The following is a 16821-nucleotide window of genomic DNA, read 5'->3' as shown; positions in this document are numbered from 1 at the left end:
TTTAGAAAACAGAAGCCCATAAACCCTTTAAATAAGCTGTTTCACAGCTATTCAAGATAATCTCACCTCCTCTGTTTTCCCTAACTTTCCCTCTCTTTCCGCCTAGTTTGGTTAGTTTTTGGTTAGTCCTAAAAACTAAGCTCATTCATTTTAAAATTTAAATCATTTCGCATATTTTTGGTCACATGACTGTACACTTGTAAAATCATTTTCTCATTTGAATGCCCCACTCGTTCCATAATCACCTTGATAGGTACATTCATTTCAACTAATAATGAAATATGAGAATGTCTTAACATATGTAAATGATAACGCCGTTCTTCACCTTCACTCCCCAACTTTTTAGAACAAATTCTCTTAAAATAGGTTGATAATTCGTCTCTCCCATAAATACGACCTTTTTCACTTACAAAGATAAATTCTTTATCATAACTATCCTTAGAAAATAACTCTAATATTTCCATACATCTTTTATTCAATGAAATAGTACGATATGAATGCGCAGTCTTAGGTGAAAGCAACTGTCTTGCATTCGCTACATAACCATGTAAATTTAAAGTATGATTAACAGTTAGAGACATTTTTTGAAAATCAATATCTTCCCATTTTAAAGCAAGCAATTCTCCTATACGTAAACCCGTTAGAAACATAAATTCAAATAATGCTGTCTGTCTTCGATACTTTGACAAACTATACCCATAATTAAGAATTAATCTCATTTCTTTACGATCAAGAAACCCATTTTGTTTTCTTCTTACATCATCTGAAGTAGCTCTAATTTTAGGTAAAACAACCTGCAACATTGGGTTACTTTTTATATATCCAACCTTTTGAGCATACTCGAATAACAAATTATAATAAGTTTTTCTTATCACACGTGTTGTCGGTGCTAAATTTAAATCTAAAATAAATCTCTGTATTTCCTGTCCTGTAACATTGGATATTGGTTTTGTTCCAAACTTTTTCAAAAACTTAATGAAAGCCCATGTTTCAGTATGAACAGATGAAGCCTTTAATTCTTCATCTCGAATTTCTCTCCACTCTTTAAAAACTTCGTCAACTGTAGGTACTTCTTGTAGAATTTGAACTTCTTCTTTTAAAAGTATTTTTTCAATTTTTAAAGATAATCTATTTCTTGCTTCTGACTGTGCAATTCTACTTTTTGAATTAAGTGTAATTGTTGTTTGTCGCCATTTCCCTTGATTTTTGTCAAAAAATTTTTCAAAATAGCGATACTTACCATTTTCTAACTTTTTATAAAACATTTATTCTCCCTGTAAACCAAGCAAGAAAATGTGTATACCGTTATTATAACATTTCTCGTTGCTTTTCTCCTTTACTTATCCAATAATCGTAAAACCCTGCATAACTTACCATAGTGTGCCCTCGTGGTCCAACTACATATTTACTGAACTCATGATTCCCTCTCATCTGACTAATATAATTTTGTATTGTCTTTTTCTCATATTCAAAAATTTCTGCTAACTTATTTGGTGTGCATAAATCTGTAAATCGTTCTTCCATTTCTTTTTCCCTTCTCTATTTTTTAGACACAATAGAACCCATCAAACATTGATAAGCTCTTTTTATCCAAAAATAAGGCGAGATTTCTCTCACCCTTAATATTCACCGATTTTATTTTTACATTGCAGCAATTATCACTGCCTAAACTAATTTCCTAAATGTTACGTACATAGCCATGTGACGTTTGAGAATAATCACTTATTGCTAAGTCACGACCAAAAGCTGCATAGTTGAAATACTGTTCCAAAGTGGATTGGCTTAGAGTTTCTACTCCTCCCATTTGTGCAACCACTTCCGCTGCTAAATCTTCATCATCTTCAGCTTCTACAAATTCCAAATCATCTTTAGAAGAAATAACATCTTCTATTGAATATATTTCCAAAAATTCTTTGATGTGGTCTAAATCTGATATTTCTTCTAGTTTTTCCGCATAATCATTAAGTTCACTAATAGAAGAATATTCGCCTACTGAAAATCCATAAAAATTTTCAAAATCATGAATTGCATATTCTTCCCCATGCTCTGGATCAAGCTGCAATTCTCGTTCAACTCTACCAATATCAACTGGCAGTTCGTACCATTTGCCCCTTGTATTGCCATTATTATAGCTGCTTAAGTTTACAATATATATTTTGGGTGTTTCCATATCTTCTCCTTTAAAATAAAAAAGACTTGTTCCACGACAAGTCTTTACTTCTTAATTTTTATATGAAATGAACCTCATGATTCATCTCTTATTCTATTTGTACTCAAAACATCCTCCTCAATTCATTAATGGAAAATCAACACTAGATATTAAGTACTGATTGCTTTTTTGCTCCACATTTATTTTTAATACCTGTGGTGTCACTTGATTGCCATTAAGTGAATAAGTAACCAAAGCTAAATATTGTCCTTCTTCTCCTTCATAAATATCTGAAGAAATGATGGATGATTCCATTTTTATTTCTTTTTCCACTTTGACTAAGTGCAGCTTCTTCTGAACCTCTGAAGTACAAAAAGCTTTAGTCAATTCATTACGCTTGTTTTCTGAATCATAATTGTAATAACTGCCAAGAAATTCTCCGACTACATCTCTTGCTTTTGCTGCTTCAAATTTATCTTCAGAGGTTGATGCACTTTTTGAAGGTTTATTCGATTCTACCTTTTCATTTGAAGATGATTTTTTTATTTGTTGCGAAGATGATACTTCTACTTTATCTGGCTTAACAATTTCGTTATTGCCACAAGCTGAAAGTAACAACAATGAAGAAACTCCAAATATTAATAAATTTACTCTTTTCATTTTTTGTCTCCCCTACTATTTTTTAGGTGGTATAGCAATACTTGTAATACTGTCATCCCATGTGCGATTCATTTTTTGAACAATTTGAACTCCCCCTACATTTTGCTCATAGGTTGTAAAACTATTCCCTTTTACTGTACTGATGACACCAGTATGTCCGTAAGGATTCTCACTTGCCGAACCTGCGACTGGTCCGAAGCCCCAATTGACAACTGCACCTGCTACAAGTTCACTGGCTTTTGGTTTCATAATGACCTTCCAACCGTGAGAAGTAAAGGCACTAAAGTTGTCTGAACCAATATTAAACGCACAAAGTCCTTGAAGATGAAAACCACTGATACTATTCACATAGTAATCAGATAAAGCATAACATTGTCCTGTCCCTACCTTTTTACCTAATACATCATTAAGGAGTTTTATATCTCCACCTGATGAACCTGAACCGTTAAAGTAGGCATACCATTGATTCGCTAACTGAGAAATCATTTCCAAATTTGTTTGTCCATCAGATAGGCTCACACCTTCATAGTAAAGCGACCAATCTTTAGCTGCCTGCACAGGGTCTTTGGATTTGCTTAACAAAGTTTTTACTTTTGAATAAGAACCGTTTAATTCTTTATCCATCAGTTTAAATTCATTTTCAAGTGTCAGTGTAGACAAGTCCATACCTTGAATCGAACCTTCTGAATGAATTCGGTCTCCATTAATGAAACTCCCCCATCCAGACCATTGGAAAAGTCCTGCAACACCTCCCGCAGGATTGATAGCTTGTGGGTTAAACATACTTTCACGCTGACCTACTGCAAGCGCCCCTGAAGCACCTGCCGAAGTAAACTTATGTTCTTTCATCAAGTGCTGATAAGTTTTTGTCGCAACTTCAAGGGCTTGTCCTGTGACTGGCGGTGTGCCGTTCCCTGAAATATCAGGTAGCTCTTCTTGACTACCAATACTTAACATTGAGCCAAAGAGAACCAAGATAAGTCCAAAGAAAAGAAAAACAGGAGTGAGAACTCCTGCAATTATTAACCCTATTTTCTTCATACTATACCCTCACTTCTTGGAGATCATGATTCGCTTCTTCCCAACTAATTAAATCTTTTTCATCAATAGCCCCTTCAATAATAGGAACTTCTTCCGTTGCAAATGAATTTTCAATAAAAGAATTATCTTGTAAAACTTGTATGTTTACTTGTTCCATTGTTTCTTCATTCTCATTTTCAATAGTTTGTGTTTCTTCAGAGATAAAGTTTTCTGTATTTTCATGTTCGGTATTATCATCTTCCATAGTTAATACCTCTGCTTCAGGTGATATTTCAATATTTGGATTTTCTTCTGCAAATTTCTGTTCTTCAGGCTGCGCTGCATCTGAAACTTGACTATCATTGGAATTTTGTTCTTCAGGCTGTTTTTCAGGTTCCTGAATATTTTCAGAAGACTGTTGCTTCATTTCTTGAAAACGATTATATCCATTCGTCATATTAGGCGCAACCATGGAAGCTCCATCAGCAATAAGTGCTGGATTTTCTGTCGCAACACCTGCTGCAACCTTAGCACCACCTTCTGCTTTTTCCTTAAACCCATTTTTAAAGTTTTCCCATTCCATCTTCATATGTGAAAGCTCCGCATTGCCTGTAGCCATATTTGTACCTGCAACTTTTTGAGAAATACCAGAGCGATTTTTCCATAATATCGTCATGAATACTACTTTCAGGATAAAAACAACTGGGAAAAATATAAGAAATTCTATACTGCTTAACCCTGATACTGCGGCTTCTAAATTCGTTTGTGGTTTACCAATAATCAGACTTAACACACCATAATCAATCTGTATCATTAAAAAGAATAACATTCCAAGCATAACACTTAAAATAGACGGTGCAACCAATAAGCCAAGCGTTGTTTTTATTGTCGTAAAGAAAGCATTTCTAAACCACGGAACAAAACTCAACAGAGCGCTCAAAGGTATGAGTATAACAAAAACACAAACCAAGAGTGAAAGAGCTGATATAGTAGAATTGACTGCAATAATTGGAACAGCATAAATCCATAAATTCATACCTCCCATGAAACCTGCAGCAACTTGAAATCCTAACTGCTTACCTGTATTTTTAAGATAAGGATTTCCTTTACCTCCTCTAGCTAAATTATCTACATATGCTTGTCCACCACTTCCATTTGCTTTATTGTAATCAAATGCTTCTCCAGTTTCAAAATCAATGATCCCTGCAGGGTTACCTGTATTGATAAAATTTGCGGTAGGTTTAACCACATAGTTTTCAATAAAATCACCTGATTCTTCTGTATTAGAAAAACCAGTCATACCGTTATTAATTTCTTTTTTAGCAGTATCTGCAATATTGGTTACTGTATCAAAGAGGATTTGACCGCCCATAGCTGTTTTACTATTTCCTGCTTGTGTTGTTACCGTAAAATTTCCAAAAAAGAAAAACATAGTCGCAACAACTGCCATCAAATGTATAAAGGCACGCATGAAATTGCCTTTACCATTAGTATATTGGTAAAACAAGTAAAATCCTGTGAAAACCAATAACATTCCTGCCCCTGAAGCCTGCGCAATTGCACCATTTGAACCACCAATAAAACCTAAGAAGATAGCTTTAGCATTGGTCATCATGGTTGCTTGAACAGATTTCAAAGAGCTTGAAATATTAAGAAGATTTGTCAAAAAACTAACCATTACTGCCTGTATTTTAAAGATTTGGAATGGCATACCAATAAGAATACTTGATATGAAATTCCAAAATAAAGGCACTGGCTCTGCAATCTTACCTCCAACTGTTTCTCGGTAAATTTCATATTTCATTATACCTTTATATAGAATACTAAAATCCATATATTTACCTCCTAACGTTTTTGATATTGTTTTTCTAACTGAGATTGTTCTGAATCAATTTCTGGTGAGAATAATTCTAGCCACGCTTCAGGGATTTCAATTGAAATACGATTAATATTACCAAAAACATCTAAGTACACACATTGCCCTTGATTCATGTTACGAATCCATTGAAGATTAGTTTCATTGACTTCTAATTTCAAGGTACGTAAAATTTGTTCTTCTTCTCCGTCCTCATAGAAACAAAAACGTTCACCTGCGCCCGTTGTATCTTTTGAATCTTTCACATCATTGACAGACTGCGAAATAAGAACTAACTTATTATTTTGAGAACGTCCGACACGCTTCATAGTTTTGATGATACGTTTACCTTCTTTAGAAGTTGTAATCACCCAAACTTCATCCATAAATTCGACTGTTTCTTCTTTATCATTCATTGAACCAAATCGTTTACAGAATGTCCCTAATGCCATCATCACTGCGACAGAGTTACGTTCTTCTTCTGAAAGTTCATCATCTGAATCAGATTCAGGCAATTCTAAATCCGCAATCTCTAAGAGCGTACCATGTTCTTCAAAAGAAATCCCCTTGACATCACCATAAGAAAAGGCTAAAGACAAAATAGAGCCATCCACTGCTTCAAAAAGATACTCTCCTGCAGCCCTTACAACTTCATTTTTTGATTTTCTTAAAAGTTCAATAACATGCATAAAGCCAACTGTTTCGCCTTTAATTTTACGCTTGACAACTTCCTTTGCTGCCTGAGAAATAGCTGTGGTTTCATCTTTTTTCCACGTTCCCTCACCCAAATACTTAAGCATGGTTTTAGCCACAGTCAAAGCATCTTCTGGGTTCAAAAAGACAATAGGGTCAAGAACACCTGTATTTTCTGATTGCTGATAATCAAGTGTCACATAATTGATACGCTCAACAACATCTGCCAACTCAGGATTTTTCTTACACCACACAGGGTCTTTCAATTTACTTTGCCATTGTTCTCTAACTTTATGTTTAGGGTCAATATAAAGTGATTTAATTTTAGAGTGAACATTTTGTAAAAATTGATTTTGTGCAAGAATTGTCTTCCCAGAACCTGTCATACCAGTAATTGTAGTTAAGAGATTATTAGTAATTTTCCCTGCAATCCCTTCTTTATTGGCAAGCATAGGGTTATAGAGAACAATATTTCTAGAAGCATGGATGGCTTGGTCTAAGTTTTCCCACTTGTGATAATTTGTGTCTACTCGACCTAAAGGAAAACCTGAATCTGAACCGCTCTTTGTTGTAGTAAATGGCAAGTGTTGAGAAAAACCTGCAGAATCTGAAGAGTGATACCAAAAACGTGTCGTACGGTCTAATTTTGCGCCATAGAGTAACGATTGAAAAAGATAGGCTTGATCCATACGTGCACGTTCCAATTCAAATTTACCTTCAAATGCACCAATTGCTGTTTTTACACGGCTTCTCAATTGTTCACGACTTGAAGCTGCGATAAATAAAAAAGCGCCATATTCAATAATAGGCTCTTTTGCTTGAACTTTTTTTGCCATGTCGTTTAAACCTTTACGCCCAATAATAATACGGTCGTGCATAACATTTCCTGTATTTGCCGTTTCTCGCATAATTGTTTTTGAACGAACTAAACTTTGGCTCATTTTAGATTTATAGCCAAAAGTACTCTTCATATCAGGAAAATGGCACTTCTTCTTAAGACCAATTGGAAAGTTGAAACTTTGAACAATTTCATCAATATGATTGTTGGTCAATATTCCTGTAGACTTTCCGATAGGTAAAATTGAAAGATAACTTGTACCATAAGGACTCACAAACTGTAACTCCCCCATATTATTCGCATAAATCATAGTATCCGTAATATTGTTGATACTTCTTGATTCCAGTACATCTTTAAACAAATGTGGGATATAAGGTAAAAATTGAAGTTTTTGGTAATAATACATTTGTTCATCAGACAAAGGTACAGGTTTTAACGCTGAAAGAGTTTGTCTGAGTTCCATTTCTGCATGATACCAATTTTCTGACCAATCCTCTCCTACTTGAACATATCGCCCTAAAGCATTCATCAAAGCTGTTGTTTGTTTTGTAATTGCATTTTGAATAAGCTCTTTGAAAGACATATCTTTCATTTCTTTTGAGAGATAGACCCCTAGTAACCAAACATACTTATAAGGAATCTCCATCTCTTTTTTATAACGTTCCGTTACTTCTTTAAGATAAACTTCTCCTGATTTTTTATTTTCAGATACGAATGTTTCCGCAAGGTCTGACATTTTTTCTTCCAAAAGAAAATCACGTGAGACTAAAGAAAGTTCAAAATAGGCATTTGGCAATAATTTTTTTACTGCTTTTTCTATTGTTTCTTTTGTTTCTCTTTTTTTCTTAAAATTGATTGGAGAAGAAGAAAAATAAGGGATAGTATAAAATGCCATTACTTCTCTTTCTTTGGTTAAGACTAAATTCTCCTTATAACGTTCTATTGGGTAACTAAGTTTCATATTCCTCTTTCTAGCTTTATCTAAAGCATTACTTTTTCAAATACAATCTTTTCTTGCACTTCTTCCCTCCGTTCCTCACCATAAATACAACGTTTATCAAAACCGAAATTTTTTATAAACCGAAATGTACCATAAATAAAGTAGTGCATTTTTTTACCGTCAGGCTCTTTTTCAACATAGGCTTTTCCTATAAACCAAGGAACTATCGTACAGAGCGAAACTGGCACAAAAGGCACATATCTTAAAACAGGCAGCAGCGGATGAATGAAAAGAAAAATTGCGACTGCACTTAAACTCATGACACCTAAAAATGGAACGGATAAGGGCGTTTGAAAAGTCCAGTAAACCTTCCCACGTAGCCTGATTTCTTGAATCCAGTAAGGTGTTTCTAAGCCAATCGCATAATCATAATGTAATTTCTCTTGTTTTTCCATAGGCAATCACGCTATATGAATTCCAAATACTTTTAGAATAGCAGTGATAAATTGCCACATCATAGCAAAAATATCTTTACCTGAGAATAGCGCCCACATAATACCACCAATTCCAAGAACAGATAGTATCTCGACCCAAGCTCCATTTTTCCAATGCTTAAAAATCATTACCCCTGCAACAATAGCGAGTAACACTATAAAACCACGTTTAATATCTTCAATACTCATATTTTAATCCCACTTTCTATTTTTTATTTTTAGACGGCTGTACTTTAGCTTTAGGCGCTGAAGTCGTTTTATCAGTACTCTTTGAGGATGATTCTGACTTTTTCTGACCATCTTCTAATGTTTTTACACGACCTGTCAATTTTTCACTCTGATCCATAAGAACTTTTTGATTCTCACTCAAAGTTTGAGTCGTTTCATTCACTTTTTTTGTTAATTCTGTGACTTGAATATTTGCATTATAAGCCGAATAGCCTAATCCAATGAACAAAGCAATAACAAGTAGAGCAACTAGCCTATAAATGCGTAGCGCTGTTCCTTCTTTTACTGCTTTAGTTTTAGGAATTTTAGGTTCTTTTGGCTGCTTTTCATATTTCTTCAAATTAGAAAGACCTGATTTGAAAAAACCTTGTTTTTGCGATACTTCATTTTTAGTGACCTGAGGTGCTGTGATTTTTGAAACAGCTTCAACAGGTTCTAAAACTCCTCCTGCTTCATCAAAAGCTTGAAGTAATTTAACCTTATCATCAGAAGTCAGTTCTGAAGCTATACTTTTCGCTTCAATACCTTGTTTTTGAGCAAAGAAAAGAAGCGATTCTCTATCCACACCTAACTCCCTTGCCAATTCATAAATTATCAAGTTTTACCTCCATATTTTTCCACCATCCCACCACTTCACCGCTTTTCACGGTCAATATTTATTATTATTTTTTATCTTTGTTAAAAAAAGCTTTAATCTTGTCACGACGAGCAGCAGCTAATGCTACAAGGATTGCACCAATACCTACCAAGCTCCAAATAGCTTTTTCTTCACCTGTAGAAGGGAGAACACTCTTTGGAGTGTCAGGCGTTTTTGGTGTAGGAGTTGGTGTTTTTGGCTTAACAGTGAATGTTTCACTTTCATCATTCTTATCGTGGTGATGGATGATAGGACGGTTTTTCTCCGTTTCCTTGCCTACCCAAGCATCCTCATACAAGGTAATCTTATGCCCTGCATATTTTGCTGTATCAATTTTGACAGGCACATCAACCGTACCTGACGAACCCTTAGCTGTAAAGGTTAACTCACCATCCACATCAATCACTCTTTTCAAGTTATGGTCATAGGCTTGCTTGATTTTTACCGTGTACTCTGTACCTTCGACCAAATCCTTATAATAGAATTTGTCCGTGATAGAATTTTTACCGACTTCAAGTTCCTTCGTTTGTACTTCAGTGTGACCGTCCGCATCCGCAACTTTTACTGTTTGAGAAGGATTTTCCTTAAAGTTATTTTCTTCTACAACCGTGTTCCCTTCTTTGTCACTCACAAGCTCTGTCACAGTATACTCCTTGTTTTCATCTTGTGAATTGTCAATAAGTGGAAAGTCCAGTTGTACTTCCGCATTCCCTTCTTTGTCCGTGGTAAATTTCTTCGTTGCAGTCACAGGCTTACCATCTTTACCCATGACAGGTTTTCCTGTGCCTTTATAAACCACCGTACCTGTAAGCGTGTATTCAGTGTTAGGCAGAAGGTCTGAGATTTTCGCCAAGTCTGTAACTTGTGCATGACCAACACCCAATGTCTTATCGCCATCTGCTTTGTCTGTCGCAGTTGTTGTGATTTTAGGTTGAGCTTGCATTTTATCTGTAAAGATACCGAGATTAACCTTAAACATCAAATTGTTATCTACTAAGCTCGAAGCATCAACTTTAATTTTATCAATCACTTGCCCTGTGACTGTATCTGTAAAGGTTGCAGTGTAAGATAAAGGATTGCCTTTGTCGTCCACTTCATCTTCAATCGAAACATCCACATCATTAATTGGTTTTAAGCCGTTTGGTGTTTTTGTTTCTGATAGAGTATAGTCACCGATAGCAATACCATCTTTAGAAGGGTTTCCTGCTTCTTCATTGGCTTTACCATCAAAGACCGTTAAGCCATTGACAGTAAAGCCGTTAGAGTCTACTCCTGTACCAGATATGGCTTTAATCGGATTACCCTTTGTCCCTTCTTTTGGCGTGAGTGTAAACTCTGCACCATTCAGGCCTGTAAGTGAACCGTTGACTTCTTGCGATTTATTAAACATGAAGTTAAAGACATTAACTTTGTTTGAAGCCTTGTCTTTATCCGCAAAGTCATTTGTCGCAACATCTACTTCACTCTTATCATCAAAGACCACTGGAATTTTCTTAGAAGATTGAGAATAACCTGATGAAGTGCGTAGCTCTTGCCAGTAGAAGGCTTTGCCATTCTCTTTCAACGGTAAGTTTTGAACACCAACTTTGTTAGAGTCGTCAATGGTCAACTCTACCTTCTTATCATCTGCTTTTGTACCAAATGTAGGTGTAATTGGAAGATTTTCAGTTGAACCTGCTGTTTTGTCTGTCAGCCCCTCAGACCATTCAACAGCTTTACCGTCCGTATGGAAAAGACCGTAAGTGACACCTTTAAGTGTGGCTTCACCTTGTGTCTCGGAAGAGTCAGTGTCAGCATCCACCTTTGTTAAAGTTGTTGATCCTGTAGGAATATCTTGGGTGGCTACATCATCTTGATAGTTCTTTGTTGTACCATCAAATTTAGAGTTTTCGTCAAAAGTCACAGGAATTTTAACCGCATTTAAAGCAAAACCAGCTGGAGCTTTTGTTTCCATGAAATAATATGATTTGGTGTAATCAAGGTTCTTGACACCAAGTTTCGCATCTTCACCCATTTTCAATACGACATTTGTATTGTTAGCTTTCGTACCTGCGGTAGAAGTAATCGGATATCCTGCGTGTCCATCCGTCCATTTCACAGGTTTGCCATCAGAAGTATAGAGTGTAAATTCTGCGCCTGCCATTTTCTTATTGGCAAAAGCATTGTTTGTGGAAGTTTTTTGAAGTGTCACTTCGCCTAAGCCAATAACTTTTATTTTCAACTCCCCATCTAAACGAGCTGGGTCTGTTGTAGCGAATAACGTTTGTCCAACTTTTCCATCAGGATTAATTGTGCCGTAAATATAATGTGGAACAAAATTTTCATTAATGTTGTTATAAACTTTAACATTACCACCATTTCCAATAGCTGATGGAGTGGCAGAAACTACTAAGGAATTTCCTTCACGTTTAGCACTCAGCCCTTTTGAAGGAACAAGCTTATCAAATGGAGTACCGTATCCACCTGCGCCGCCTGCAAGCACTCCTATTTTATCTGTGGCAGTTGCACTTGAACCTGCAATAACGGTCAAAGGATTAGGGTTAAAATCCGGATTTTTAGAACTTTCGACTGCTTGTTTCAAAATTGTAGTCGCATATTTGACAACCTCAGATATATCCGCACCAGTAGACTCTAAACCTGTAATTTTATTCCCACCTACAACATTATTCAGTTTTGAAGTGTCAACCTCTGAAACTTTAGGAAGAAGTCCTGAAACTTCATTTTGTCCTGCTTCAACCAACCATAAAGCAAACTGTGTCGCAAGGTTAATGTTTTTGTCTGCTTCCGCATTATTCACTTCACCAATGTAAGTAATATTATTTACAAGATTACGTTGATACTCTGTCATGTTGTTCCACAATTGATAAACTGCTTCACTTTGCCCTGCCTTTGTCGCATAAGCACCATTAAAGACATCTACAAATGGTTCTAAACAGAATATTGTCGCACCGTTAACTTCCATAAAGTTTGCGGAAGCGTCATGCCCATTCGACCACTTGACCGTCCCTGTACCTGAAAACTTATAATTTACACTCCCTTTATCAGGAAGAGTAAGCGAACGTGAAGGATTTGAAAAAGGTTTAATGTTAATGACATCTGCTTGTGCAAGACCTGCGACTGTCCCACCTACGGTAAGTAATAACATAGCTGTTGTCACAAAATGTTTTCCCGATTTACGTAATCGAAAACGGGTTTGTTTTTCTTCTGTGAGTGCTTTTTGTAATTTTTTCTTTCTAAATTTAGACATAAATTTTCTCCTATGTATCTTTTTATTTTGCGCAAAATAAAAAAGCCTAGTTGTGGCTCTAGGCTTCATGTTTCAAATTATTTTTATCCTCTTCTTCCTACAAACCTTTTTATGCCTTGATTGAGGGCAAAATAGAAAAACGGCAGTTTCACAAGAAACCACCGTTCTTTTTTATATTAATAAGCACCTGATGACCATGCGTCCTCTGGATTAGGTTGAGCATTTGCCCAAGCTGCTGCTGCACTTGCTGCTGCTTCAAGTGAAGGAAAACCACCTTGTGACCAAACTGTTTGTCCTGCTCGATTTTTTACCCAACCAGTAAATGTCTCTGCAGGTGGTGGTGTAACGTTTCCGCCACCATTATTTCCTGAGTTCCCATTTCCACCACCTGTTGGTGGTGTTACAGCATTACCGCCACCAGTACTTGGAGGATTAGGATTTGAGGTGTTTCCACCACCTGCAGGAGCTTGTGGCGTTTGAGGGGTAGGTTGATAAGCATTAACATTATCATTTGTAGCTACACCATCATTTACAGGTGCTGGATCAGTCACAACTGAATTTTCAGCTTGTGGTTGATTCACTTCTGAAGCATTACTTTTGGCTGTTTGATTTGAATTGTCTACAGTTTTTGCAGCTTGAGCTGATTTTTTAGCTTCTTCTGCTTTTTTGGCTTTATCTGCCTGTGCTTTTGAAGCTGCAATATCTTTTGTTAATTTTGCTTTTAAAGTTTTGCTATAATCAGAAGTCAATTTTGATACAGCAGTCTGTGCTTTTTTCAATTTATCTGCGTTTGTAGCATTTTTTTGATAATCCGCAACTGCTTTTTTAGCTTCCGTTTCAAGTTTTACACGATTTTTAATACCGTCTAATTCTTTCGTCAGTTGTTGAGCTGCTTTATCATCTTTTACAAGAGAAATAGCTTTTTTCGCAAGTTCTAAATTATTAGCACTAGGGCTTTTTTGTGCTTCAGCAAGACTTGCTTTAGCTTTTATCAATAATTCTTTATCTGCTTGTTTTGCATTTTCAATTGCTTGTTTTTTCTCTTTTTCCTGTTGGACTTGTTTAGCCTTTTCAGCTCTCACATTGTGAGAATATGTAGCGCCTGCTGCACCACCAAGCAAAAGAATTGCTAAGCTAACACCTACAATAGTTTGTTTTTTGTTTAATTTCATCAGAGTTTCTCCATTTTCATTTTTTATTGAAAATAAACGGTGCTTTTGCCCAAATCCACACCTTCGAGAAGCTATTATTGCTCGGCTTTATTTATATAACTATTATACCATTTTTCCCTTATAAATACAGGGTTTAACAGTACTTTTTTAATATAATTTCAGATGTGTGAAAGCAAAATCCCACCCATTTTTTATACTATTTTCGCTGTTTTTTTATTTTGCGCTACGGCGAGCTTGCGCTTGTACATCTTCAAGTTTTGCTTTCAATTCATTGAAAGATTTTTTTGAAAAATTGTAAGATGATGAAGCTTTAACCAAGTTTTTAATAACATCATTTGTACGATTTGCAATAATTTCAATTGTATCATCCAAAATCGTTGTATCATTTTCAACTGTTCGTAAAACTTTACCTTTTCCTTTGAGCTTTTGAGCTGCTTCTTGAAAAGTGTTTCCTGCAGCAAAGAGTGCTTCAATGTCGTTTACTTCTGCTTGAAGTGATTTAATTTCTTGTGATAGTGTTGGCATATTGTTTTCCTATTCTTTCTATTTTTTCCCTCCTCTGATTTTGCCTTCACACATCTGAAATTATTCAATAAAAAATGTTTATCCAAAAATTTCAGCAGTCCAACGTTCCGCAAAAACTTCTATAATACGACTTGTACCGTCTGCATTGTAACCTAGGCGTTTATCCAAGCTAGAAAAGATTAAACGATATTCTAGATCAGTCAATTCTTCTCCAGCTTGAATTTTTTCCATTAATTCCGTATATTCTTTCTCTGATAAAATAACACTTTGTCCTCCGTTCTAAATAAAAAATAGAGAACCTCTGTTCCCTTACGTTGAATGTTATTATTTTTGAAAAGCCGCTTTCATAACAGCTTTACTCTTTTTTTAAGAGATTTTTTCTCTAAATTTATTCCTTCATCTCTTTAAAAATTATATGCGTTCCAACTAACAAAAAAACTAAGCCGAAAAGCATAATAAAAAACGAGGGATAGATTAGTTTTGCTGCAGTTAAATTAGTAAATATTTCCCAAGCCAGTAAAGTTGTAAGCCACACCCAAAATGATATAAACAGTACCAGTCTACCAAACCAGACCAATACTACTCCTAAAACTTTCTTCATTAATTCTCCTTAATTGTTTTAATTTCTACAAAACGGCTTCCGCATAACCATTATCAATTAAAAAATACACAGCTAATCTATAACCATAGGGCAACGTTCCTATTTTTTGATTTTTATGTTTTTCATAATAACTTTTTCTTGAAAGTTGCGCTTCATGAGGAAACATTAAGCCTACTTCATCTAATGTCTTTAGAGCCGATTCTTCATCTGTAAGTTGAAAGTACAAAGAATCATGAACTTTATTATCATACTTTTCTTTATCAAACGTATAACTGCTTAAAGTTATCTTCAGCAATCTTGCATGATTTGAAAGCCGCTTTTCCTGCATTTTGTGAAAGTGTTTCAAATTAGTTTCTATGGCTAACCTCCTTTGATAAGTTCGAGTTGTTCCAGTATTTTTTCATTTCTTTCTGTTATTTCCGCAGATTCTATGATTTCTTGTAAACGACTATCTCCCATCATTTCATCATATTTACTCAATAATAAATATGTTGAAGCAGGTCCACCATTTTCAAACCAATGAAACATACTATTGACATCAGGTTCTTCAGGCTGCACAGTAAAGTGATAAGCATTCATTGTTCCCATCAACTTATACCAGTCCATATCCAAATTGCCTTCTTTATCATAAAAGGTCAAGTTATCATTAATCAACTTAACCCCTTCTTCCGCAAAATTAAAATTTTCATTGACAAAACGCTCTACAAAAGCATTAGAAATTTCTTTACGCATGACTATTTCATAGCGATTTTTTAAACCGTAGAGATCTCGAACAGATTCGACTGAAACTTTTTCTTGTTCTGCACGTTCATAATCTTTTTCATAGAAACGAAAAAATAAGTGTGTACGTTTTGAACCAAAATAAAGAGATAAGCCATCATTGACTAACCCCTCTGCAGTTCTTCTTCCTCCCAAAATAGCCGCATAACTTTTTTTCCGACCGTTCCACCGTCCATCACGTGCGGCACTCAATAAGCTAAATAAATCGAAGTTTCCTTCTTTTTCGTTATACTGTTCATCAAGTGCCAAGTCAAAACGTGTTACTTTTACAAAATTTTCATTTTCAGGCGCTTTTCTTAACCCATAATCAATAGCATTTGAAAAGAAGTCATACCATGTTTTCTTATTTTGGTGATATTCAAACTCATATTCTAATTCACGACATGCTTGACCACTCATTTCAATCAAGACACCTGCTTTAGAGTCTTTATCATGATAGTAAACATTGATATGTCCATAATTAAGAAAGAAGGGATAATTGTAACGTTTCATATCATTCAAGTGAAAGTTTTCGATTTTTAACCCCAAAACTTCTTTTATCACTTCGTTGACATTTAAAGTTTGAAATCGAATATTCACATAGTCAATCGTCGCAATAATTTTGTAGTGACTATCAAATCTTTTAAAGAAAGCCATTTTTATCTTTTCCTTTAATTCAGGAGTAAGAGGTTTAATTCCTTTCTCGATTTTTCTATAATAACTTAAAGAAATACCAAGAACATCAGACATAAATTGTTGTGTAACATGAGCGCCTTTCCTTACAGATTTTACATCAATTTTTGTAGACCTCCTTCTCAGTAAATTTATTTAATCACTATCTAATTGCAATCAAGCACCAGTCACACGATTATGTCATATCTCAGAACATTTTATACAGGTGACACCTGCTGAACTCGCTTGTTTACTGGGATTGTTACGCTAGTGTCACTTCTTACCCCCCTCATTAGCACTCTGGGGGTTTATCGAGTGGCGACTTACGCCA

17 protein-coding genes are annotated in these 16821 nt (G+C 35.4%); all 17 read right to left on the bottom strand.

From position 1 onward, the window contains the following. Positions 1-128: 128 nt before the first annotated feature. Positions 129-1265 carry a tyrosine-type recombinase/integrase gene (locus LACDD01_RS09915; RefSeq protein WP_061414885.1) on the bottom strand — a complete coding sequence of 379 codons (1137 nt, stop codon included), beginning with the start codon at positions 1263-1265 and terminating at the stop codon, positions 129-131. Between the two features lie 43 nt (positions 1266-1308). Then, complete coding sequence (locus LACDD01_RS09910) at positions 1309-1524, bottom strand: hypothetical protein (protein ID WP_042219031.1); 216 nt, start codon at positions 1522-1524, stop codon at positions 1309-1311. 154 nt (positions 1525-1678) lie between these two features. Further along, positions 1679-2170, bottom strand: coding sequence for an antirestriction protein ArdA (locus tag LACDD01_RS09905; RefSeq protein WP_061414883.1), 492 nt, complete (start codon positions 2168-2170; stop codon positions 1679-1681). A gap of 117 nt (positions 2171-2287) precedes the next feature. Further along, on the bottom strand, positions 2288-2809 hold the full coding sequence (locus LACDD01_RS09900) for an EF0163 family protein (RefSeq protein WP_061414881.1): 522 nt from the start codon (positions 2807-2809) through the stop codon (positions 2288-2290). 15 nt (positions 2810-2824) lie between these two features. Continuing rightward, positions 2825-3850, bottom strand: coding sequence for a phage tail tip lysozyme (locus LACDD01_RS09895; protein ID WP_061414878.1), 1026 nt, complete (start codon positions 3848-3850; stop codon positions 2825-2827). 1 nt (position 3851) lies between these two features. Then, positions 3852-5663, bottom strand: coding sequence for a hypothetical protein (locus tag LACDD01_RS09890; RefSeq protein WP_231863439.1), 1812 nt, complete (start codon positions 5661-5663; stop codon positions 3852-3854). An 11-nt stretch (positions 5664-5674) separates the two neighbouring features. Further along, a complete protein-coding gene (locus LACDD01_RS09885; RefSeq protein ID WP_061414877.1) occupies positions 5675-8176 on the bottom strand; it encodes an ATP-binding protein in 2502 nt (833 codons plus the stop codon). Positions 8177-8196: 20 nt separating this feature from the next. Beyond that, on the bottom strand, positions 8197-8610 hold the full coding sequence (locus LACDD01_RS09880; RefSeq protein WP_061414874.1) for a conjugal transfer protein: 414 nt from the start codon (positions 8608-8610) through the stop codon (positions 8197-8199). 6 nt (positions 8611-8616) lie between these two features. Next, the gene (locus tag LACDD01_RS09875) at positions 8617-8838 is read right to left on the bottom strand and encodes a TcpD family membrane protein (RefSeq protein WP_061414868.1); all 222 of its coding nucleotides are present in this window, start codon (positions 8836-8838) and stop codon (positions 8617-8619) included. Positions 8839-8854: 16 nt separating this feature from the next. Then, positions 8855-9475 (bottom strand): translation initiation factor IF-2 N-terminal domain-containing protein, encoded by a 621-nt coding sequence (locus LACDD01_RS09870; protein ID WP_061414864.1) that lies wholly within the window; start codon positions 9473-9475, stop codon positions 8855-8857. Between the two features lie 64 nt (positions 9476-9539). Next, positions 9540-12761, bottom strand: a complete 3222-nt coding sequence (locus tag LACDD01_RS09865) for a VaFE repeat-containing surface-anchored protein (RefSeq protein WP_061414861.1) — start codon at positions 12759-12761, stop codon at positions 9540-9542. A 176-nt stretch (positions 12762-12937) separates the two neighbouring features. After that, positions 12938-13933 carry a hypothetical protein gene (locus LACDD01_RS09860; RefSeq protein ID WP_061414859.1) on the bottom strand — a complete coding sequence of 332 codons (996 nt, stop codon included), beginning with the start codon at positions 13931-13933 and terminating at the stop codon, positions 12938-12940. A 213-nt stretch (positions 13934-14146) separates the two neighbouring features. Continuing rightward, on the bottom strand, positions 14147-14458 hold the full coding sequence (locus tag LACDD01_RS09855; RefSeq protein WP_061414855.1) for a hypothetical protein: 312 nt from the start codon (positions 14456-14458) through the stop codon (positions 14147-14149). Between the two features lie 78 nt (positions 14459-14536). Next, on the bottom strand, positions 14537-14689 hold the full coding sequence (locus LACDD01_RS12105) for a hypothetical protein (RefSeq protein WP_197458048.1): 153 nt from the start codon (positions 14687-14689) through the stop codon (positions 14537-14539). 157 nt (positions 14690-14846) lie between these two features. After that, complete coding sequence (locus LACDD01_RS09850; RefSeq protein ID WP_061414852.1) at positions 14847-15059, bottom strand: hypothetical protein; 213 nt, start codon at positions 15057-15059, stop codon at positions 14847-14849. A 25-nt stretch (positions 15060-15084) separates the two neighbouring features. Then, on the bottom strand, positions 15085-15405 hold the full coding sequence (locus LACDD01_RS09845) for a hypothetical protein (RefSeq protein WP_231863438.1): 321 nt from the start codon (positions 15403-15405) through the stop codon (positions 15085-15087). Positions 15406-15419: 14 nt separating this feature from the next. Next, positions 15420-16616: a replication initiation factor domain-containing protein gene (locus tag LACDD01_RS09840; protein ID WP_348795238.1), complete on the bottom strand. Its 1197-nt coding sequence runs from the start codon at positions 16614-16616 to the stop codon at positions 15420-15422. Between the last annotated feature and the right edge of the window lie 205 nt (positions 16617-16821).

Source organism: Lactococcus sp. DD01 (genome assembly GCF_001578715.1).
GTDB classification, from domain to species: Bacteria; Bacillota; Bacilli; order Lactobacillales; family Streptococcaceae; genus Lactococcus; species Lactococcus petauri.
Note: the sequence above shows the minus strand (reverse complement) of the source record. Positions and strands in the feature narration are given on the sequence as shown.

Bases quoted from the DNA above. Each gene is read 5' to 3' on its own strand.
- LACDD01_RS09915 (WP_061414885.1), bottom strand. From the start codon at position 1,265: ATGTTTTATAAAAAGTTAGAAAATGGTAAGTATCGCTATTTTGAAAAA.
- LACDD01_RS09910 (WP_042219031.1), bottom strand. From the start codon at position 1,524: ATGGAAGAACGATTTACAGATTTATGCACACCAAATAAGTTAGCAGAA.
- LACDD01_RS09905 (WP_061414883.1), bottom strand. From the start codon at position 2,170: ATGGAAACACCCAAAATATATATTGTAAACTTAAGCAGCTATAATAAT.
- LACDD01_RS09900 (WP_061414881.1), bottom strand. From the start codon at position 2,809: ATGAAAAGAGTAAATTTATTAATATTTGGAGTTTCTTCATTGTTGTTA.
- LACDD01_RS09895 (WP_061414878.1), bottom strand. From the start codon at position 3,850: ATGAAGAAAATAGGGTTAATAATTGCAGGAGTTCTCACTCCTGTTTTT.
- LACDD01_RS09890 (WP_231863439.1), bottom strand. From the start codon at position 5,663: ATGGATTTTAGTATTCTATATAAAGGTATAATGAAATATGAAATTTAC.
- LACDD01_RS09885 (WP_061414877.1), bottom strand. From the start codon at position 8,176: ATGAAACTTAGTTACCCAATAGAACGTTATAAGGAGAATTTAGTCTTA.
- LACDD01_RS09880 (WP_061414874.1), bottom strand. From the start codon at position 8,610: ATGGAAAAACAAGAGAAATTACATTATGATTATGCGATTGGCTTAGAA.
- LACDD01_RS09875 (WP_061414868.1), bottom strand. From the start codon at position 8,838: ATGAGTATTGAAGATATTAAACGTGGTTTTATAGTGTTACTCGCTATT.
- LACDD01_RS09865 (WP_061414861.1), bottom strand. From the start codon at position 12,761: ATGTCTAAATTTAGAAAGAAAAAATTACAAAAAGCACTCACAGAAGAA.
- LACDD01_RS09860 (WP_061414859.1), bottom strand. From the start codon at position 13,933: ATGAAATTAAACAAAAAACAAACTATTGTAGGTGTTAGCTTAGCAATT.
- LACDD01_RS09855 (WP_061414855.1), bottom strand. From the start codon at position 14,458: ATGCCAACACTATCACAAGAAATTAAATCACTTCAAGCAGAAGTAAAC.
- LACDD01_RS12105 (WP_197458048.1), bottom strand. From the start codon at position 14,689: ATGGAAAAAATTCAAGCTGGAGAAGAATTGACTGATCTAGAATATCGT.
- LACDD01_RS09850 (WP_061414852.1), bottom strand. From the start codon at position 15,059: ATGAAGAAAGTTTTAGGAGTAGTATTGGTCTGGTTTGGTAGACTGGTA.